Genomic DNA, 19,464 nt, shown 5'->3' on the forward strand with positions numbered 1-19,464 from the left:
GGCAGGGCACGTGCGGGGTCAGGCGGGTCCCGGGACGGGCAGGCCGCATGCGCGCCGGGCCCGGGAGAGCTGCTCGGCGGGGTCGCCGAAGACGCTCCAGGGCATGCGCGAGGCGTACGGCCCCATCGCCGCGAACACCGCCCGGGCCTCGAACTCGCGCTGGGCCATGACCAGCGCGTGTGCGAGGTACGCCAGGTCGAGCACCGGGGTGAAGCGGTAACCGGCCGCCGCGGGCAGCCAGTTGTGGTAGATGGCGAGCGCGGTGGAGCGCCACTGCGGCTGTTCCCAGACGCGGTCGGCGAGCAGCTGGCCCGGGTTGTAGCTCTCCACGAGGGCCACCAGGGGCAGCAGCCGGAGGGCGGAGTCGGCGGGCGCCCGCTGGCTGAGGAAGGCGGCCACGTCCCAGGCCGCGTTGACCGAGCCGCCGTGGCGCGAGAAGAAGAACGACAGGAAGCGGTGGTGGGCCTCGCGGTGCCACGGGTCGAGGGACAGGATGTGCGCGAACAGCCGCCAGGGGCCGGGCGGCGCGGTCAGCAGGCCCTGCGGGGCGGGGTCGCGCAGCCGGTGCAGCCGGGCCATGGCCAGCTTGGCCGCCCAGGGCGTGGGGTCGTCGGGGGCCAGCGCGCCGGCCCGGTCACAGGCCGCCAGCGCTATCCGTTCCAGCGCCTCGGCGCGTTCGTCCCGGCCGTCGGCGGCGCGGACCGCGCGCTGCACCGCCACCCGGGCCCACATCAGCGCGGCCTCGGGTGAGGGCTCCTCGTCCAGCCAGCGTTCGACCAGGTCGGAGCCGGCCGCCTCGGACGCCAGCACCAGCGAGCGGTGGGCGCGCAGCCCGAAGTCGGAACGCGTCTCGGCGAGAGCTTCGTACGCGCTCCGATAACGTCCGGCCCGCACGTCGACGCATACGCCCGCCAGGGTGCGGTCGTCGGCCGCCGGATGCCATACGTAGTGCCCTTCGAATAACCCCGCGGTCATGTTCCCCTGTCCGTCCCCGTACGACGCGTCGCACTTGCGCAGGAGCACCTTACTCAGCGGGGAGCACAACAGGAACGCCGAATTCGACATATCGGTCAGCGGATTCGGAATGTTATTCCGGGGCGATTGACCGACGGTCAGCCGTTGGTTCAAGGTGTGACGTTTTTCCGTCCCACCGGTCCACCCGCTATGGGCTTCTACTAGAATGTTTCCGGAAAACCCCCCACACCGCACCACACCTCGGGAATCACCATTCACCACCTCGCCGCCCGGCTCAGCGGGCTCCCCCCGTCCTGCGGGCCGGTACGGCTGGTCGGCGTCGACGGGCACGCCGGGTCCGGGAAGTCCACCTTCGCGGGACGGCTGGCCGCAGCCCTCGGCGAGGCGCCCGTGCTGCACCTGGACGACGTCGCGAGCCACGAGCACTTGTTCTCGTGGACGGAGCGGCTGCTCACCCAGGTCATCGACCCGTTCACCCGCGGCGAGAACGCGCTCTGCACCCCCTACGACTGGCGAGCCCGGCGCTTCGGGCCGCCCCGCACGCTGCCGCCGGCACCCGTGATCCTCGTCGAGGGCGTCGGTGCCGGGCGCCGGGCGCTGCGGCCGCATCTGACGCGGCTGCTGTGGATGGAGGTGTCCCCGGAGGAGTCCTGGGCGCGGGGCCGGGCGCGGGACGGGACGGAACAGCGGGAGTTCTGGGACGGGTGGGTCAGGGCGGAGCGGGCGCACTTCGCCGACGACCCCTCGCGGCCGTACGCCGACCTTCTGGTGCTGCGGTCTCCCCTGGGGTACGAGGTGCGTTCCGGGCCTGGTGCGACGGTTGGACCGGACCAGTTGTGACCCACGGTGACGGACTGTCGGCAATGTGCTGAACTTGTGAAGACCCTTGTCCGGCAACTTCTCCGAGAGCCTCAACTCCGCTTGACCCGGGGGCCGTACAGGACTTACGTTCTCAATGTGCGGCCATTCGGAGCCGCCCGCATGCGCGAAGCCCCCGGTTGTTCCCCCGTGATCGGGGGCTTCGTTCTGCCCGCAGCCGCTTTCGCGGCCGCCCCGCGCACCGCGCCGCTCACCCTCGGTCACCGCTCCCCGTGCGCCCCGTCTGCTCCCACCTCGCCGAACGGCCGGTGCGGCACCCTACGGCGCGCGGTCGTGCCGCGGGTACGATGCCCTCGGTGCGACCTTCGAGCAGCTGCCTCGCGCACCGCAACTCCGGTCCGCGGCAGGGCGGTTCGACCGCGGCGGGCCGCCGGGCCACCGCCCGGTGGCGAACCTACGGGGGCACGGTCTGTGGGGGACGTGATGGACTTCGGCACGCAGGGCCCCGAGGCCCCGGCCGGCCTCGCCTGGCTGCGGGGTGTGGACGCCTACACGATGGGCGCCTATCCGCAGGCGGAGGAGGAGTTCCGCGCCGCGGTGAGGATGGACCCCGGCATGGCCGACGCCTGGCTCGGACTGCACGCGCTGCGCGTCGACACCACCACCGCACTGCTCAGGATGTTCCGGCACCGAGAACGCTTCGGGGAGCAGCGCGGGCGGCACCGCCGCACCCTCAACTCCTGGTACTGGCTGGGCTGGTGGGTGCAGCCGGTGCTGGAGAGCCCGCGCGATCTGCTGCTCGCGCACGCCTCGCACTGGCTGGACGGCCGGCACGTGCCCGAGCTGGACCGGGCGCTCGCGGGCCTCCCCCCGGTGGACACCGACCCGCAGGTCCGCTTCCTGCACGCCTGCCGAGCCTATCTGGTCAAGGACTGGGAGCAGCTCGTACGGCACACCGATCCCCTGCTCGACGACACGCTGCTCGGCATCGAGGCCGGCCTGTTCGGCGGGATGGCCCGGGTCCGGCTGGAGATGTACGGGCACGCCGAGCCGCTGCTCTCGTCGGCGCTGATGCGGTGCCGCAGTGAGCAGCCGCAGCGCAAGGAGCTGCGCTACTGGCTGGCGCGGGCGCACGAGGGCACCGGCCGCAGTGCCGCCGCGCTCCCTCTGTACCGGGCGGTGCACCGCGTCGACCCGGCCTTCATGGACACCTCGGCCCGGCTGGCCGCGATCGCCGAGGGCGACGGGTACGAGGACGCGGCCGGTTTCGCCGCGATCACCCTCACCGGGGCCGGGCAGGACGTGGTGGACGGGCAGGACCTCTTCGATCCGTTGTTCGGCACCGACGGGCGGGACCTGCGGCTGCCCGAGCCCGACCTGCCGACCGGGCCGCTGCCGTCGGTGGGTGATCCGGCGGTGCGGGCGAAGACCGTCACGTCGTCCTCCGGACTGCCCGCCGGGCCGACCGATCCCGCGCTGCTGGAGGAGGCGCTGGCCGAGCTGGAGCGGATGGTGGGGCTGGAACCGGTCAAGCGCCAGGTCAAGGCGTTGTCGGCGCAGCTGAACATGGCGCGGCTGCGGGCCGTGCAGGGGTTGCCGGTGCAGCCGCCGAAGCGGCACTTCGTGTTCTCGGGGCCGTCCGGGACGGGGAAGACCACGGTCGCGCGGATCCTGGGCCGGGTGTTCTACGCGCTCGGTCTGCTGGGCGGGGACCACCTGGTGGAGGCGCAGCGGGCCGATCTGGTCGGCGAGTACCTCGGGCAGACCGCCGTGAAGGCGAACGAGCTGATCGACTCCGCGATCGGCGGGGTGCTGTTCGTGGACGAGGCGTACTCGCTGTCCAACTCCGGGTACGGCAAGGGGGACGCCTACGGGGACGAGGCGTTGCAGGTGCTGTTGAAGCGGGCCGAGGACAACCGGGACCATTTGGTGGTGATCCTGGCCGGCTACCCGGAGGGCATGGACCGGCTGCTCGCGGCCAACCCCGGGTTGTCGTCGCGGTTCACCACGCGGGTGGACTTCCCGTCCTACCGGCCGGGCGAACTCACCTCGATCGGGGAAGTGCTCGCGGCGGAGAACGGGGACGGGTGGGACGAGGAGGCGCTGGAGGAGCTGGGGTCCATTGCCGGGCATGTGGTGGAGCAGGGGTGGATCGACGAGCTCGGGAACGGGCGGTTTCTGCGGACGCTGTACGAGAAGAGCTGTGCGTACCGGGATCTGCGGTTGTCCGGGTATCTCGGGTCGCTGTCCCGCGACGACCTCGCCACGCTCCGCCTTCCTGACCTGATGCAGGCCTACGGCGAGGTCCTCTCGGGCCGAGGCCCCTCGGACCCCTCGGCCCTGTGAGGCACGCGCCGCCAGCCGGGAGCGGGCCCGCTCACCGGCGCTGCGAGGGCGCCGCGGGCTGCCGCCGGCCAGGTGGGTCCGCTCACCGGCGCTGCCAGGGTGCCGCTGCGCCCACCCGTGCCGCCCCCTGGCGGCACGCATGCCCGCAGCTAGGTGCATACGTGCCCCGTCAGGGGCGCGGGGAACTGCGCGAACAGCCCCCACTCGGCCGCACCCGACGACGGCGCTCGGGGTTACGTGGCCAGGACCTGTTCTGGTTCTGGTGGGGGAGTCACTCTGTGGGCCGGGTCTCGGACTTCGCCGACGAGGAGTTCGAGCGCGTCCTCGAGGGCGACGAGGCCGAGGACGCGGCCGGAGGCGTCGGCGACCTGGGCCAGGTGGGTCGCCGCCCGGCGCATCACCGTGAGCGCGTCGTCGAGGGGCAGTTCCGCGCGGAGCGTGGTCATGGGGCGCCACACGTGCTGCGGCACAGCGCGGTCGGAGTCCTCCACGTCCAGGACGTCCTTGACGTGCACGTACCCCATGAACGCCCCCTTCTCCGCGGCCACCGGGAAGCGGGAGTAGCCCGTGCGGGCGGTGAGGGCGACGATTTCGCCGGGAGTGACCGACGGCGGCACCGTGACGAGGGACTCGCGGGTGAGGAGGACGTCGGTGACCGGGCGGGAGCCCAGTTCCAGCGCGTCCTCCAGTCGTTCCCGCTCCTCCGGGCCCAGCAGCCCAGCCTGACCGGAGTCCTCCAGGAGCCGGTTGAGCTGTTCGCTGGTGACGACCGCCTCGACCTCGTCCTTCGGCTCGACCCGGAACAGCCGCAGAATGCCCTGCGCGCAGGCGCCGAGCGCGACGGTGATCGGCCTGCACAGCCGCGCGAAGGCGACGAGCCCGGGGCTCAGCCACAGCGCGGCCTTCTCGGGCGCGGCCATCGCGAGGTTCTTCGGCACCATCTCGCCGATGACGAGGTGGAAGAAGACCACCGCGGCGAGGGCGATGACGTAGCCCAGCGGGTGGACCATGCCGTCAGGCAGGTGGACCGCCGCGAACACCGGCTCCAGCAGGTGCGCCACCGTCGGCTCGGCGACCGCGCCCAGCGTCAGGGAGCAGACGGTGATGCCGAACTGTGCCGCGGCCATCATCTGCGGCAGCCGCTCCAGCCCGTACAGCACCTGCCGGGCCCGCGCGGTGCCGAGCGGTTCGATCTGGCTGCGGCGGACGGAGACGAGGGAGAACTCGGCGCCGACGAAGAAGCCGTTGGCGAGCACGAGCAGTCCGGCGAAGACCAGTTGGAGGACGCTCATCGGACGGCCTCCATCACGTTCACCGCGGGGGCGGTGCGGACCAGGCGGACCCGTTCGGCGCGGTAGTGGCCGACCTGGCGGACGGACAGCCGCCAGCCGGGCAGTTCGGCCCGGTCGCCGGGGGCGGGAATGCGGCCGAGCAGGTCGGCGACGAGGCCGGCGACCGTCTCGTACGGCCCCTCCGGCACGTCGAGGCCTATGCGCTGCAGGATGTCGACGCGGCAGCTGCCGTCCACGTCCCACGCGGGCCTGCCGTCCTCGGGCGGGGCGGCGGCCAGTTCGGGCATGTCCTTGGCGTCGTGCTCGTCGCGGACCTCGCCGACGAGTTCCTCGACGATGTCCTCCAGGGTGACCACACCGGCCGTGCCGCCGTACTCGTCGACGACGACGGCGATGGGCTGCTCGCTGCGCAGCCGGGCGAGCAGCGGCTGGACGGGCAGGGTCTCGGGGACGAGGAGCGCCTTGCGGGCGATCCGGCTCACCGGGGTGCGCAGCCGCTCGTGCACGGGGACGGCGAGCGCGTCCTTGAGGTGGGCCATGCCGACGATCTCGTCGATCTTCTCCCGGTAGACGGGGAAGCGGGACAGGCCGGTGGCGCGGGTGAGGTTGACGACGTCCTCGGCGGTCGCCGACGCCTGCAGGGCGCTGACCTTCACGCGCGGGGTCATCACGTGCTGCGCGGTCAGCTCGCCCAGCGACAGCGTGCGCACGAACAGGTCGGCGGTGTCCTGCTCCAGGGCGCCCGCCCGCGCGGAGTGCCGGGCCAATGACACCAGTTCGCCGGGGGTGCGGGCGGAGGCAAGCTCGTCGGCGGGTTCGACGCCGAGGGCCCGCACGAGCCGGTTGGCGACCGTGTTGAGCATGGCGATCACCGGGCGGAACAGCAGGGCGAAGCGGTGCTGCGGGCCGGCCACGAACCGGGCGACCTGCAGTGGCTTGGACACCGCCCAGTTCTTGGGCACGAGTTCGCCGATCACCATCTGGATGGCGGAGGCGAGCAGCATGCCGACGACCACGGCGATGCCGGAGACGGCGCCGCCGGGAAGGCCGGTCGCGGCGAACGGACCGCGCAGAAGGGCGGCGAGGGCCGGTTCGGCGAGCATGCCGACGACGAGGGAGGTGATGGTGATGCCGAGCTGGGTGCCGGAGAGCTGGAATGACAGCTCCTTGAGCGACTCGACGACCGTGCGGGCCCGCCTGTCGCCGTCGGCGGCCGCCTTCTCGGCCTCCGGGCGCTCGACGGTGACGAGCCCGAACTCGGCGGCGACGAAGAAGCCGTTGGCGAGGATGAGCAGGAACGCCGCTGCCAGGAGCAGCAGGGGGATGGTCATGATGCCGCCGCCTCCGAGGTCTCACGGACGCGGTCCGCGGTATGTCGGGAGGGGGCGGCGCAGGTACTACAGGACGATCCGTCCATCGCCGGAGAGGGTCACTCCTCGGGTAGCAGGAAGCCCCGTGCGCCGGGTGGCGCAGCGGGGACGGAGGCGCGACGAAAAAGCCTCCGCCAACAGATTAGTCAAGACCGGGCCCGGTGCGGCAGGGTGGACGCCCCCGACTCAGCCCTGATCTTCCGCCGTACGGGCCGTCGCGTGGGCGTCGGCGAGGGCCCGGAGCGCCTGTGCGTCGGCGATGGCCCGCTTCCGGGCGAGGCCCGGCTGGATGCCGAGGGCGGGCAGGCTGGTGCCGTCACTGAGGTTGAGGAACACCCAGGGGTCGCCCGGGCGGAGGTTCACCTGGAGGATCTCCGCCCAGTCCAGACGCCTTCTGCTGACGATGTTGACGACGGTGACACCGGTCTCGTCGGCGACGACCTTCACCCGGGCTAGCTGGGCGAGCACCCAGAAGAGGAGCGCGCCGGTGAGGATGAAGGTGAGCCGCTCCCCCGGGCCGAGCTGCTCCAGCAGCAGGGCGATCCAGGTGATGACCAGGAAGATCGCCAGGCCCGCGGTGAGCAGGATCACGCGGGTGTGGCCCGGGCGGAAGGTGACGGGCAGGGCGGGGAGGCCGGACGTGTCGGACATGGTCGAGCGGTCCCTCAGAGGCGGCAGGCGTGGATGGCCGTGGTCAGGATGGCACGGGCGCCGATCTCGTACAGGTCGTCCATGATGCGCTGGGCCTCCCGGGACGGGACCATGGCGCGGACGGCGACCCAGCCCTCGTTGTGCAGCGGGGAGACGGTCGGGGACTCCAGGCCGGGGGTCAGGGCGACGGCCCGCTCCAGCTGCTCGACGCGGCAGTCGTAGTCCATCATCACGTACGTCCGGGCGACCAGGACGCCCTGCAGGCGGCGCAGGAACTGCTGGACCTTCGCCTCGTCGGCGTCGTCGGCCTCGGCGGCTGCGCCGGTGCGGCGGATGACGACGGCCTCGGACTTCATGATGGGCTCGCCGAAGACCTCCAGGCCGGCGTTGCGCAGCGAGGTGCCGGTCTCGACGACGTCGGCGATGACCTCGGCGACGCCGAGTTCGATGGCGGTCTCGACGGCTCCGTCGAGGTGGACGACGGAGGCGTCGACGCCGCGGTCGGCGAGGTGTCCGGCGACGATTCCCTCGTAGGAGGTGGCGACCGTCCTGCCCTTGAGGTCCTCGATGCCCTGCGCGGTGCCGGGCTTGGCGGCGAAGCGGAACGTGGAGCGGGCGAAGCCGAGCGGGAGGATCTCCTCGGCGTCGGCACCGGAGTCGACGAGCAGGTCCCGGCCGGTCACCCCGATGTCGAGGCGGCCGGAGGAGACGTAGATCGCGATGTCGCGGGGGCGGAGGTAGAAGAACTCGACGTCGTTCTCGGGGTCGACGATCCGCAGTTCCTTGGACTCGCGGCGCTGCTGGTAGCCGGCCTCATGCAGCATCTCCGCCGCAGGGCCGGACAGGGAACCCTTGTTGGGGACGGCGATGCGCAGCATGAGGTTCGGCTTCCTTTGCTCGTTCTTCTACGGGGACGGGGGCGGGGCAGGGCTCGGCCGTACGGCTCAGAGGTGGGCGTAGACGTCGTCCAGGGAGATCCCGCGGGCGACCATCATCACCTGGACGTGGTACAGCAGCTGGGAGATCTCCTCGGCCGCCGCCTCCTTGCCCTCGTGCTCGGCGGCCATCCACACCTCGGCGGCCTCCTCGACGACCTTCTTGCCGATGGCATGGACGCCCTTGCCGACCAGCTCAGCGGTGCGGGAAGTGGCGGGATCGCCGTGGGCGGCCTTGTGCTGGAGCTCGGTGAACAGCTCCTCGAACGTCTTCTTGGACATGGTGAGCCTTACCCTACGCGGTTCGGGCGACTCCCTAGTGCCAGGGTTCAGATACTGAGCGCAGCGTGGCGGCGGTCGCGACCGCCGCGGTCACCGCCTCGTGGCCCTTGTCCTCGTTCGAGCCCTCGATACCGGCCCGGTCCAGGGCCTGCTCCTCGGTGTCGCAGGTGAGCACGCCGAATCCGACGGGCACGCCGGTCTCGATCGACACCTGGGTCAGGCCCTGGGTGACGCCCTGGCAGACGTAGTCGAAGTGCGGGGTGCCGCCGCGGATGACGACGCCGAGCGCGACGACCGCGTCGTAGCCGCGGCCCGCGAGGACCTTGGCGGCGACCGGCAGTTCGAAGCTGCCGGGCACCCGGATCAGGGTCGGCTCGTCGATGCCCAGCTCGTGGAGGGCGCGCATCGCGCCGTTGACCAGACCGTCCATCACCTTCTCGTGCCACTGCGCCGCGATGACGGCGACCCGCAGGTCGCTCGCGTTGCGTACGGACAGCTCCGGTGCACCCTTGCCGCTCACGTCTCTCCTCAGTGCGTTCTCTTACTGGTTGCCGCAGGTGGACACGGCCGGCGTGTCCAGCCAGGGCAGATCGTGCCCCATCCGGTCCCGCTTGGTGCGCAGGTACCGCAGGTTGTGCTCGCCGGCCTGGACGGGCATCGGCTCGCGGCCGGTGACTTTCAGGCCGTGGCGCAGCAGCGCGTCGGTCTTGTCGGGGTTGTTGGTCATCAGGCGGACGCCGCGGACGCCGAGGTCGGCGAGGATCCGTGCGCCGGCGCCGTAGTCCCGGGCGTCGGCGGGCAGGCCGAGTTCGAGGTTGGCGTCGAGGGTGTCACGGCCCTGCTCCTGGAGTTCGTACGCCCGCAGTTTGGACAGCAGGCCGATGCCGCGCCCCTCGTGGCCGCGAAGGTAGACGACGACGCCCCGGCCCTCGGCCTGGATGCGTTCCAGCGAGGCGTCCAGCTGGGGGCCGCAGTCGCAGCGCAGGGAGGCGAAGATGTCGCCGGTGAGGCATTCGGAGTGGACGCGGACCAGGACGTCCTCGCCGTCGCCGATGTCGCCGTGGACGAGGGCGACGTGCTCGACGCCGTCGACGGTGGACCGGTAGCCGTAGGCGGTGAAGGTGCCGTACCGGGTGGGCAGGCGGGTCTCGGCCTCGCGGCGGACGGTGGGCTCGCTGGTACGGCGGTAGGCGATGAGGTCCTCGATGGAGATGATCGTCAGGCCGTGTTTGCGGGCGAACGGGATCAGCTCGGGCAGCCGGAGCATGCGGCCGTCCTCGCCGGCGATCTCGACGATGGCACCGGCCGGGCGGAGCCCGGCGAGCCGGGCGAGGTCGACAGCGGCCTCGGTGTGGCCGTTGCGGACCAGGACGCCGCCGTCCCGTGCGCGCAGCGGGAAGACGTGGCCCGGGCGGACGAGGTCGGTGGGTTCGGCGGTGCCGCCGGCCAGCAGCCGGAGCGTGGTGGCGCGGTCGGCGGCGGAGATGCCGGTGCTCACGCCGTGCGCGGCGGAGGCGTCCACGGAGACGGTGAACGCGGTCTTCATGGACTCGGTGTTGTCCTCGACCATCTGCGGCAGCCGCAGCCGGTCGAGTTCCGCGCCCTCCATGGGGGCGCAGATCAGGCCGCGGCACTCGCTCATCATGAAGGCGACGATCTCGGGGGTCGCCTTCTCGGCGGCGATGACGAGGTCGCCCTCGTTCTCGCGGTCCTCGTCGTCGACGACCACGACGGGGCGGCCGAGCGCGATGTCGGCGACGGCCTGTTCGACGGGGTCGAGGCGGAAGTCCTCGATGTCGTCCGTGCTGTAGAGGATCGGTGCCGAGGTCATGCCGGCGCTCCTTCCAGGACGGGCTGCGGGCTCTTGCGGGAGCGCAGCCACCAGTCGCGCATGCCCCACAGGACGAGTGCGCCGTAGATGACGTAGACGAAGCCGGAGAAGGCGTAGCCGTTCGCGAAGTTGAGGGGGACGCCGACGAGGTCGACGAGGAGCCAGGCGAACCAGAACTCGACCATGCCACGCGCCTGGGCGTACATGGCGACGACGGTGCCGACGAAGATGTACGCGTCCGGCCAGGGGTCCCAGGAGAGGGACGGGTATGCCTTGAAGAGGAGGGCCACGGCGACGGTGCCGGCCGCGGCGGCCGCGACCATGGCGGCGCGTTCGCGCCAGGTGGCGAACCGGGGGGTGATGTGGCCGTCCGCGGAGCGGTCCTTGTCGCGCTGCCACTGCCACCAGCCGTACAGGGCGACGGCCATGACGACGGCCTGCTTGCCGGCGCTGCCGGTCAGGTGGCCGTAGAAGGCGGCGAACAGGACCAGTCCGGAGAGGAACTGCACGGGCCAGGTCCACAGGGAGCGGCGCCAGCCGAGCGCGAGGGTGATCAGGCCCAGGATGTTGCCGGTCATGTCGGACCAGATGATGCGCTGGCCGAAGAGCGTGAACGCCTCGGAGTTGAGCCAGTTCACCGTCCGGCCCCCTGACCGGCCATCAGCCGCTCGACGTACTTGGCGATGACGTCCACTTCGAGGTTGACCGGGTCGCCGGGCTGCTTCACGCCGAGCGTGGTGAGGGCCAGCGTGGTCGGGATGAGGCTGACGGTGAAGTAGTCGGGGCCGGCGTCGACGACGGTGAGGCTGATGCCGTCGACGGTGATGGAACCCTTCTCGACGACGTAGCGCGCGAGGTCCGCGGGGAGCGAGACCTTGACGATCTCCCAGTTCTCGGAGGGCTTGCGCTCCAGCACCTCGCCGGTGCCGTCGACGTGTCCCTGCACGATGTGCCCGCCGAGGCGCGCGCCGACGGCCATGGGGCGCTCCAGGTTGACGCGGGAGCCGACGGTGAGCGCGCCCAGGCTGGAGCGGTTCAGGGTCTCGGCCATGACGTCGGCAGTGAATTCGTCGCCCTCGTGTTCGACGACGGTGAGGCAGACGCCGTTCACGGCGATGGAGTCGCCGTGCTGGGCGCCCCCGGTCACGACGGGGCCGCGGAGACGGAAGCGGGAGGCGTCGCCGAGGTTCTCGACGGCGGTGACCTCACCCAGTTCTTCGACGATTCCGGTGAACACTTCCCGGGTCCTCCTGCCTCATTCGGGCACGGACTCCGGGGCCTGTCGATGACGACAGAATCAACGGGTGAGCACATCGGGACGACGCCGAGAGAGGCCGGTCCACGCAGGGACCGAGCCCGAATACGGCGACGCGCACGGATACACGTGCCCGCCCGCCGCGCACTGCCTCCCATCCGGACTTTAACCGTCGGTCCAGGAATTTCACCTGGTCAACCGGCCGCTGGAAGCGACCGGGTCGCGGACTGTAACCGCCGGTTCGGAATTTCACCGACCCCGGAGTGCGCTGCTTCTGGTACGAGGCCAGTGTGCCACGCCTCGCACTCACCCAGACAGGCGATCGGTGTGGCTTCGCTCACAGTACGTGTCCCTGGACTTGCGCACCGGAACCGCGCAGCCCAACCGGCCTGGGCGTCAAGGGCCGTTGACCTCGCCCCGGGGCCCCGAACCCATTGACCATGCTGGTCTAGTCCAATTAGGGTGCGGGCGGGCCCGGCGGCGGTGACGACGGCCCTTGCCCGCCGCCGGGCCGTCGATCGCGCCGGGCGCGCGGCGGCCGCCGGCCAGGCCCGCCGATCGGAGTATTTGGTCAAGGCCGCCGGTCAAAACTGCCGGTCAAAACTGCCGGTCAGCGCCGTCGATCAGGGCTGCCGGTCAAAGCTGCCCCGTCAGGGCCGCTCCGGGGGTGCGAACAGCTCGTCCTGGGCGCGGTCGCGTGCCGTCAGCAGGGCGCCCCGCAGGACGGCCGCGCCACCCAGGCCACTTGCCCGCACCTCGGTGGCGAGCGGCGACATCCGGCGGATCCGCCGCTCCACCCGGCCGGCCAGTTCCACTCCCCCGGCCCGGCCGATCTCCCCGCCGAGCACCACGCATCCCGGGTCCAGGACGGCGACCACGGACGCGACGCCGAGGGCGATCCGGTCGGCGAGGACGTCCAGGAAACGGGCGGAGGCCGGACCGGCTCCCCCACCCTCGGACGCCGGATCCGCATTCCCGCCGTCGGGCCTCGGCCCCGCACCCCCACTTTCGGACACCAAACCTGCAAGCCCGCCCTCGGGCACCGGATCAACACCCCCGCCGACGGGCCTCGCCCCCGCATCCGCGCCCGCGGACTCCGCCCCCGTGTTCGCCACAGCCGCCACCGCGTCCCGGACCACCGCCGCCGCGCCCGGACCATCCGTCGCGCCCGGACCGTCCGCCGCCTCCGGCGCCAGGAGCCCGCACTTGCGGGCCAGGTCCCCGATCGCCGCCGCGCCGGCCAGGGAGTGGAAACCGCCGTCGCAGTCGCCGGCCGAGGGCAGGGACGTCGTGCCCGGCACCGGCAGGAAGCCGATCTCGCCGGTGCCGCCGGAGGCGCCGCGGCGGAGCGCGCCGTCCAGGACGACCGCCGCGCCGACTCCGTGGCCGAGCCACAGCAGGACGAACGTGTCGCGGTCCCGGGCGGCGCCCTCGCGCTGTTCGGCCAGCGCGGCCAGGTTGGTCTCGTTCTCGACGGTGACCCGGGCCTCGGGCAGCCGCTCCTGGAGTGCGGCGACCAGGCGGCGGTGCCAGGCGGGCAGTCCGCCGGAGTCGCGCAGGTCACCGGTCGCGGGGTCGATCAGGCCCGGCGCGCCGATGCCGACGGTGTGCAGCCGGCCGGCGCCGGCCTCCTTCGCGGCCCGCTCCACCGCGGCCACCGCCCGCTCCACCGCCGTTCCGGTGCCGGTGCCGCCGCCGATGGGCACGGACGCCTCGGCGAGCACCCGGCCCACCAGGTCGGACACCAGCACGGAGACGCCTCCGGTGCGCACATCGAGCGCGGCGAGGTGGGCGCGGTCGGCGACGATGCCGTAGAGGCGGGCGTTCGGGCCCCGGCGCTGCGCTCCGGACTCGCCGACCACCGTGATCAGGCCGGCCGCGGTGAGCCGGTCCACGAGGTCGGCGACCGTCGGCCGGGACAGTCCGGTGAGCCTCTTCAACTCCCCCGCGGTCAGCGGGCCTTCCTGCTGGAGCAGACACAGGGCGACCCGGTCGTTGATGGCCCGGGCGGTGCTGGGTGATGCGGGCATGACCGGAATCCTCCCAGAGACGGGCGTCGTGATACCCACTATCTATCAGGCAGGGTCCCTGATAGTTTACGGCGGTACCACTGGACGGGGAGGTACACCACCGGACGAGGGAGGGGCCGGGCCATGGCCGACGTGGGGTACACACGCGAGGAGGTCCGGCGCGCCCGGTACGCGGTCGCGGCCGTCTTCGCCGTGCACGGCGCCGTGACCGGTTCCTTCGCCACCCGCGTGCCCTGGGTCCAGGAACACGCCTCCCTCAGCGCGGGCCGGCTCGGATTCGCGCTGGCCTTCACCGCGCTCGGCGCCTCGTGCGCCATGCCGCTGGCCGGCCGGATCAGCCACACCTTCGGCAGCCGGACGGCCCTGCGCGGCCTCATCGCGCTGTGGACGCTGTCGCTCGTCCTGCCGGGCCTCGCGCCGAACCTGTACACGCTGTGCCTGGCGATGTTCACCTACGGCGCCTGCGCGGGCATGGCCGACGTGGCGATGAACGCGCTCGGGGTCGAGGTGGAGCGGCTGCTCGGCAAGTCCATCATGTCGGGGCTGCACGGCATGTGGAGCGCGGGCGCGCTGATCGGCTCGGCCGGGGGCACTCTCGCCGCGCACCTCGGCGCGGACGCGCGCGTGCACTTCCTGCTCGCCGCGGCCGTCCTCACCGTCCTGGGCGTGCTGGCCGCCGGCCGGGTCCTCGACGTGCAGCCCGCCGAGGACGAGGAGCCGCCGCCGCGGTTCGCGCTGCCGCCCCGCTCGGCGCTGCTGATCGGCGCGGTCGGTTTCTGCGCGGTGTTCGCGGAGGGCGCGAGCCTGGACTGGTCGGCGGTCTACCTCCGCGACCAGCTGGCCACCTCGGCCGGTCTGGCCGCCGCGACGACGACCGGCTTCATGCTGACCATGGCGGTGGCCCGGATCGCCGGGGACGCGGTGGTGAACCGCTTCGGCGCGGTCCGCACCGTGCGGGCCGGCGGCTGCCTCGCCGTGTTCGGCGGCGTGCTGATCGTCGTCGCGGGGCAGCCGGCGGTGGCGATGACGGGGTTCGCGCTGATGGGGCTCGGCATCGCGGTGGTCGTGCCGCTGTGCTTCGCCGCGGCGGGGCACGCCGGGCCCAACCCCAGTCAGGCCATCGCGGGCGTCGCGACCATCACCTACACCTCGGGGCTGATCGCACCGAGCCTGATCGGCGGGGTGGCCCAGGCGACCAGCCTGATGGTCTCGTTCTGCGTGGTGTCCGCGCTGGCCTTCGGTCTCGCCCTGTTCGCGGGCGTGCTGCGCACCGCGGAGCGCGGCGGCGCCGGCGACGTCAGCCGGCGGGCCGCAGCAGTCCCCGACCCACGGCCCTGAAGCCCTCGCTCCAGGGGGCCGGCCGCAGCGTCGCCGCGTCCAGCCGGACCAGGACCCGGGTGCCGCGCGCGTAGGTCTCGGTCCCGTCGGCGGAGCAGAACCGGAAGCCGTAGGTCAGGCCGGTGGTGCCGAGCCGTTCCAGCCAGAGGTGGACGGCGTAGCCGCCGGGGCGGGTCACCGGCGCCTCATAGGTGATGGTGAGTTCCCTGACCGCGTTGCAGGCGTCCCCGGCCGCCACCCAGTCGCCGTCGAAGCGCACCCCGTGCTCGTTCCACAGCTCGGTCCAGGCGCGCTCGACCATGAGCGGGTAGCGGGCGTTGTGGAGGAGCCCCAGCGCGTCGAGGTCGTCGAAGTGGACGGTGACGGGGATCAGCCGGCCGTGGGCGACGACGGGGGCGGACGGGGCTTCGGCGGTCACGGGTGGAACTCCCTGAACAGGACGGGCGGGGCGCGGGACGCCCCCGATCCCTTCCATACTAAGCGACCGCTCAGCGCCCGCCCGGCGACGGGAGGGCCGGGGAACGCCCTGGTCAACAGCCCGGCACGGTCATCCCGCGATCGAGTCCAGTTGCTCGGAGGCGGGCCGCAGGGCCCACAGGTCACCGCCGGGAGGCGCCTGGAGGTCCGGTACGGCCTCCCGCGCCGCCCGGTCGCCCGCGTCCGCCGCCGCGTGCACCACGTCGCTCGCCGCGTACCGGTGGAACTCCAGCTCCGGGTGCGGCCACGCGGCGGCTCCCGTAGCGGCGGGCAGCAGATAGTCGACCGCCTTGAACAGGCTCTGCCCGTCGGGGCCGCGGTAGTGCCACAGGTCCACCCCCACGTGCCGGCCGATGGCCGCGAGCCGGGTGTAGGCGACCAGGTCGAACGTGGAGTAGTGCCAGCTGCGGGTGCGGGCGAGCTCCTGCGGCTGACCGCCGTCGCCCGCGATCTGCGGGTCGATCCGCTTCGCGCGCGCGTCGAGCACGGTGCGCCGGGCCAGCGCCCGGTCGCCGGTGGCGTAGGCGAGAGCGGCGAGCTGCATGTCGTAGAACGTGCCGTGGTTGTTGGCGGCGGCGCCCTCCTGCTTGCCGAAGGCGCTGTTCTTCAGCCAGCCCAGGAAGCGGGAGTTCCACCCGCGCATCGCGGCGCGGTCGCCGGCGGTCCAGCCGGGGGCACCGGTGGCGAGGAGGGCCTGCGCGTCGAGCACGCTCGTGTACGACTGCGAGAAGTCGATGACGCCGATGGCCCGGCCGTCGTACTTGCACGGGATGAACTGTGCGTGGTCCAGGTCGGGGTTCATCCGGGTGGCCGGGTCCAGGAACCAGGTGCGCAGGATCTGCCCGGCCTTCTCGGCGTAGCTCCGTCTGCCGGTGTAGTACCAGGCGAGCGCGAGGTCGTACGCCGAGTCGAAGACCTTCTCGGCGTCCTGCCGGTCGGTGCCGCTGTCGACCTCGGGATTGCGCTGCCCGTCGCGCTGGACGTACGGGCACCCCCACGGGTTGCCGGCGGTGGGGGCCGTGGTGGGCCACCAGTAGGGCGCCTGGCTGAGGTACTCGTGGACGTCGCCGCCGGGCGCGGGCCGGGGCTTGTCGACGACCGTCCAGGGCCCCTGGCCGAGCCAGCTGTCCGCGCGGTCGGTCAGCGCCGCGACCGCACGGCGCAGCGCGGGGTCGTGGGGCAGGCGGGCCCGTGCCCGCTGGAGCCGGGCGCCGTCGAGGACGGCGGTGGCCGGGGTGCGCGGTGCCGCGTGTGCGGAGGGGACGAGTACGGCTCCGCACGCGACCACGGCGGCGAGGACGAGGGCCGCTCGGGATCTGACGCCCATCGGACACTCCTGAGAGTCATGGGACATGTATATGAATGATGTTCATGAATGAGACCGTGTGAGCGTAGAGCGCCCAGCTACCCCTGACAATGGTCCGGAACGTCTTCACGTACACAGAAAGCGAAACCCCACCATGGATCTCGGCGTGCGCTGGAAGCTGCACGGTGACGGACGCGTTCCCGCGCCCGGAGCGGTGGTACGCCCCGACGAACGGCTCTCCTGGCCCCGCACCGTGGGTCTCGGCGCCCAGCACGTGGTCGCGATGTTCGGTGCGTCGTTCGTCGCCCCCGTCTTGATGGGTCTCGACCCGAACCTGGCCATCATGATGTCCGGCGTGGCGACGGTGATCTTCCTCCTCGCCACGCGCGGCCGGGTGCCCAGCTACCTCGGCTGCTCGCTGTCGTTCGTGGGCGTGGCCGCCGTGATCCGCGCCCAGGGCGGCACGAGCGCGACGGTGACCGGGGCGATCCTCGTCGTCGGCGCCGTGCTGTTCCTCGTGGGGCTCGCGGTGCAGCGGTTCGGCGCGCGGATCATCCACGCGGCCATGCCGCCGATCGTCACCGGCGCCGTCGTCATGCTGATCGGCTTCAACCTGGCCCCGGTCACCGCCTCCGCGTACTGGCCGCAGGACCAGTGGACCGCCCTGCTGGTCATGCTGTTCACCGGGCTCGCCGTGGTCTGCCTGCGCGGCTTCTGGTCCCGCGTCGCCATCTTCCTCGGCCTGGTCTTCGGGTACGGCATCTCCTGGGCCTTCGACCGGATCTTCGGCAGGATCCACTCCATGGGCCCGGGCGGCAAGGTCACCGACCACTGGCGCCTGGACCTCTCCGGCGTCTCCCACGCCGACTGGATCGGCCTGCCGCACTTCCACGGGCCGTCCTTCCAGTGGTCGGCGATCCTCGTCGCGCTGCCCGTCGTGATCGCCCTGGTCGCGGAGAACGCGGGGCACGTCAAGGCGGTCGGCGAGATGACCGGCGACTCGCTGGACGACAAGCTCGGTACGGCGATCTCGGCGGACGGCGTCGCCTCGGTGCTGTCGACCGCGGTCGGCGGGCCGCCGAACACCACGTACTCCGAGAACATCGGCGTGATGGCCGCGACCCGCGTCTACTCCACCGCCGCCTACTGGGCCGCCGCCGGCTTCGCGCTCCTCTTCGGCGTCTGCCCCAAGTTCGGCGCGGTGGTGGCCGCGATCCCGGGCGGGGTGCTCGGCGGCATCACGGTCATCCTGTACGGCATGATCGGGCTCCTCGGCGCGCAGATCTGGCTCAACGCCGGGGTGGACCTGCGCAATCCGCTGAACCTGGTCCCGACCGCCGCCGGCATCATCATCGGCGTCGGCAACGTGACCATGAAGTTCAGCGACACCTTCTCCCTCAGCGGCATCGCCCTCGGCACGCTGGTCGTCATCACCGGCTACCACGTGCTGCGCGCCTTCGCGCCCCCGCACCTGAAGGGACGGCAGCCGCTGCTGGACGAGGGGACGTCCTCCTACGACGACCGGGCCCCGCGCACCGAGCCGTAGACGCCCCGAGCCGTGGGCACCCCACGCCCTAGGTCGTGTCCGCAAAGTGGTGGCGTCGTTGGTCTGTTCGTGGTGCGTCGTCATGAGTTGACCGATGAATCGTGGGCGGTGATCGAGCCGTTGCTGGCTCCGTCGCGGATGGGCAGGCCGGTGCGGGACCGCCGTCAGGTGCTCAACGGGATCCTGTGGAAGCTCTCCACAGGCGCCGCCTGGCGGGACCTGCCTGAGCGGTACGGGCCGTGGAAGACGGTCTACGAGCGCTTCCGCCGTTGGTCGGCCGACGGGACCTGGGACCGGCTCCTGGCCCATGTCCAGCAGCACTGCGACGCCGTCGGTACGGTCGACTGGAGCGTGGTGTGTGTCGACTCCACGACCGTGCGGGCCCACCAGCACGCGGCCGGGGCCCGAAAAGGGGGCTCTGGCCGGGCGAGGCGATCGGCCGCTCCCGCGGCGGACTGACCACGAAGATCCATCTCGCCTGCGACGGCCAGGGCCGGCCCCTCGCCTTCACCATCACGGCCGGCAACGTCAACGACTGCACCCAGTTCGAGCACGTCATGGCCCGCATCAGCGTCAGTCGGTGCGGACCGGGCCGCCCCAGAACTCGGCCCGAGCGGGTCGCCGCCGACAAGGGCTACTCGTCCACGAAGATCCGCTCCTACCTGCGCAGACGCGGCATCAAGGCGGCCATCCCCGAGCGGATCGACCAGATCAACGGCCGAATCCGCCGGGGCGAGAGCCTCTGCCGGCTCGACCGGACCACCTACCGACGCCGCAACGTCGTCGAGCGTTGCTTCAACCGGCTCAAACACAACAAAGCCCTGTCCACCCGCTACGACAAACGCGCACGCCACTACCAAGCCCTGGTTACCCTCGCCTGCCTACGACTCTGGCTGCCCTGACTTTGCGGACACGACCTAGTGTTCTGAGTCGGGAATTCTGTTCAGATATGAGGCGAGGCGTTCAAGGATTTCGTCCGCGGTCTTTGTCCAGACGTAGGGCTTGGGGTCG

The 19,464-nt window shown here is 72.1% G+C and carries 16 protein-coding genes, 2 pseudogenes and 1 riboswitch; of the genes and pseudogenes, 5 read left to right on the top strand and 13 right to left on the bottom strand.

The features are described 5' to 3' along the window. Nucleotides 1–18 precede the first annotated feature (18 nt). Entirely contained in the window at nt 19–975 is a 957-nt protein-coding gene (locus ABZ854_RS29280) for a hypothetical protein (RefSeq protein WP_361216504.1), read from the bottom strand. 252 nt (nt 976–1,227) lie between these two features. Here ABZ854_RS29280 and ABZ854_RS29285 point away from each other — a divergent pair. Together ABZ854_RS29285 and ABZ854_RS29290 are read left to right on the top strand one after the other, a co-directional pair. Beyond that, nucleotides 1,228–1,847 (top strand): annotated as a pseudogene (locus tag ABZ854_RS29285) (hypothetical protein). Between the two features lie 430 nt (nt 1,848–2,277). Further along, complete coding sequence (locus ABZ854_RS29290; RefSeq protein WP_361216507.1) at nt 2,278–4,140, top strand: AAA family ATPase; 1,863 nt, start codon at nt 2,278–2,280, stop codon at nt 4,138–4,140. A gap of 233 nt (nt 4,141–4,373) precedes the next feature. Here the strand turns inward: ABZ854_RS29290 and ABZ854_RS29295 are convergent, their stop codons facing one another. The 10 genes from ABZ854_RS29295 to ABZ854_RS29340 form a co-directional block, all read right to left on the bottom strand. Then, complete coding sequence (locus tag ABZ854_RS29295) at nt 4,374–5,432, bottom strand: hemolysin family protein (protein WP_361216510.1); 1,059 nt, start codon at nt 5,430–5,432, stop codon at nt 4,374–4,376. Further along, nucleotides 5,429–6,763: a hemolysin family protein gene (locus tag ABZ854_RS29300; RefSeq protein ID WP_361216513.1), complete on the bottom strand. Its 1,335-nt coding sequence runs from the start codon at nt 6,761–6,763 to the stop codon at nt 5,429–5,431. Before ABZ854_RS29300 ends, ABZ854_RS29295 begins: the two co-directional genes overlap by 4 nt. A gap of 225 nt (nt 6,764–6,988) precedes the next feature. After that, complete coding sequence (locus ABZ854_RS29305) at nt 6,989–7,453, bottom strand: PH domain-containing protein (RefSeq protein WP_361216516.1); 465 nt, start codon at nt 7,451–7,453, stop codon at nt 6,989–6,991. A gap of 14 nt (nt 7,454–7,467) precedes the next feature. Continuing rightward, on the bottom strand, nt 7,468–8,331 hold the full coding sequence (gene hisG, locus ABZ854_RS29310; protein ID WP_129310363.1) for an ATP phosphoribosyltransferase: 864 nt from the start codon (nt 8,329–8,331) through the stop codon (nt 7,468–7,470). Nucleotides 8,332–8,397: 66 nt separating this feature from the next. Next, nucleotides 8,398–8,670: a phosphoribosyl-ATP diphosphatase gene (locus ABZ854_RS29315; RefSeq protein ID WP_016434182.1), complete on the bottom strand. Its 273-nt coding sequence runs from the start codon at nt 8,668–8,670 to the stop codon at nt 8,398–8,400. A 34-nt stretch (nt 8,671–8,704) separates the two neighbouring features. Further along, the gene (ribH, locus tag ABZ854_RS29320; RefSeq protein WP_361216519.1) at nt 8,705–9,190 is read right to left on the bottom strand and encodes a 6,7-dimethyl-8-ribityllumazine synthase; all 486 of its coding nucleotides are present in this window, start codon (nt 9,188–9,190) and stop codon (nt 8,705–8,707) included. 21 nt (nt 9,191–9,211) lie between these two features. Beyond that, complete coding sequence (locus tag ABZ854_RS29325; protein WP_361216522.1) at nt 9,212–10,501, bottom strand: bifunctional 3,4-dihydroxy-2-butanone-4-phosphate synthase/GTP cyclohydrolase II; 1,290 nt, start codon at nt 10,499–10,501, stop codon at nt 9,212–9,214. Next, nucleotides 10,498–11,139 (bottom strand): nicotinamide mononucleotide transporter family protein, encoded by a 642-nt coding sequence (locus tag ABZ854_RS29330; RefSeq protein ID WP_361216525.1) that lies wholly within the window; start codon nt 11,137–11,139, stop codon nt 10,498–10,500. The genes ABZ854_RS29325 and ABZ854_RS29330 overlap by 4 nt, the downstream gene beginning before the upstream one ends. Continuing rightward, on the bottom strand, nt 11,136–11,738 hold the full coding sequence (locus ABZ854_RS29335; RefSeq protein ID WP_361216528.1) for a riboflavin synthase: 603 nt from the start codon (nt 11,736–11,738) through the stop codon (nt 11,136–11,138). Before ABZ854_RS29335 ends, ABZ854_RS29330 begins: the two co-directional genes overlap by 4 nt. Nucleotides 11,739–11,896: 158 nt before the next feature. Next, a riboswitch (FMN riboswitch) is annotated at nt 11,897–12,027 on the bottom strand. Nucleotides 12,028–12,406: 379 nt separating this feature from the next. Continuing rightward, nucleotides 12,407–13,786 (bottom strand): ROK family transcriptional regulator, encoded by a 1,380-nt coding sequence (locus tag ABZ854_RS29340; RefSeq protein ID WP_361216531.1) that lies wholly within the window; start codon nt 13,784–13,786, stop codon nt 12,407–12,409. 123 nt (nt 13,787–13,909) lie between these two features. Here ABZ854_RS29340 and ABZ854_RS29345 point away from each other — a divergent pair, with 123 nt between their 5' ends. Beyond that, nucleotides 13,910–15,124: an MFS transporter gene (locus ABZ854_RS29345; protein ID WP_361216534.1), complete on the top strand. Its 1,215-nt coding sequence runs from the start codon at nt 13,910–13,912 to the stop codon at nt 15,122–15,124. On the opposite strand, the gene ABZ854_RS29350 is transcribed toward ABZ854_RS29345, so the two are convergent. Together ABZ854_RS29350 and ABZ854_RS29355 are read right to left on the bottom strand one after the other, a co-directional pair. Then, a complete protein-coding gene (locus tag ABZ854_RS29350; protein ID WP_361216537.1) occupies nt 15,084–15,542 on the bottom strand; it encodes an acyl-CoA thioesterase in 459 nt (152 codons plus the stop codon). The two genes, ABZ854_RS29345 and ABZ854_RS29350, sit on opposite strands and share 41 nt — an antisense overlap. Nucleotides 15,543–15,671: 129 nt before the next feature. Next, nucleotides 15,672–16,928, bottom strand: coding sequence for an alginate lyase family protein (locus ABZ854_RS29355; protein WP_361216540.1), 1,257 nt, complete (start codon nt 16,926–16,928; stop codon nt 15,672–15,674). Nucleotides 16,929–17,061: 133 nt separating this feature from the next. On the opposite strand from ABZ854_RS29355, the gene ABZ854_RS29360 reads away from it, so the two are divergent. Both ABZ854_RS29360 and ABZ854_RS29365 read left to right on the top strand, forming a co-directional pair. Next, a complete protein-coding gene (locus ABZ854_RS29360; RefSeq protein WP_361216543.1) occupies nt 17,062–18,453 on the top strand; it encodes a solute carrier family 23 protein in 1,392 nt (463 codons plus the stop codon). Nucleotides 18,454–18,591: 138 nt separating this feature from the next. Further along, a pseudogene (locus ABZ854_RS29365) lies at nt 18,592–19,355 on the top strand (IS5 family transposase). The last annotated feature ends 109 nt before the right edge of the window (nt 19,356–19,464 follow it).

It is taken from the genome of Streptomyces sp. NPDC047028, assembly GCF_040644095.1.
Classification (GTDB): domain Bacteria; phylum Actinomycetota; class Actinomycetes; order Streptomycetales; family Streptomycetaceae; genus Streptomyces.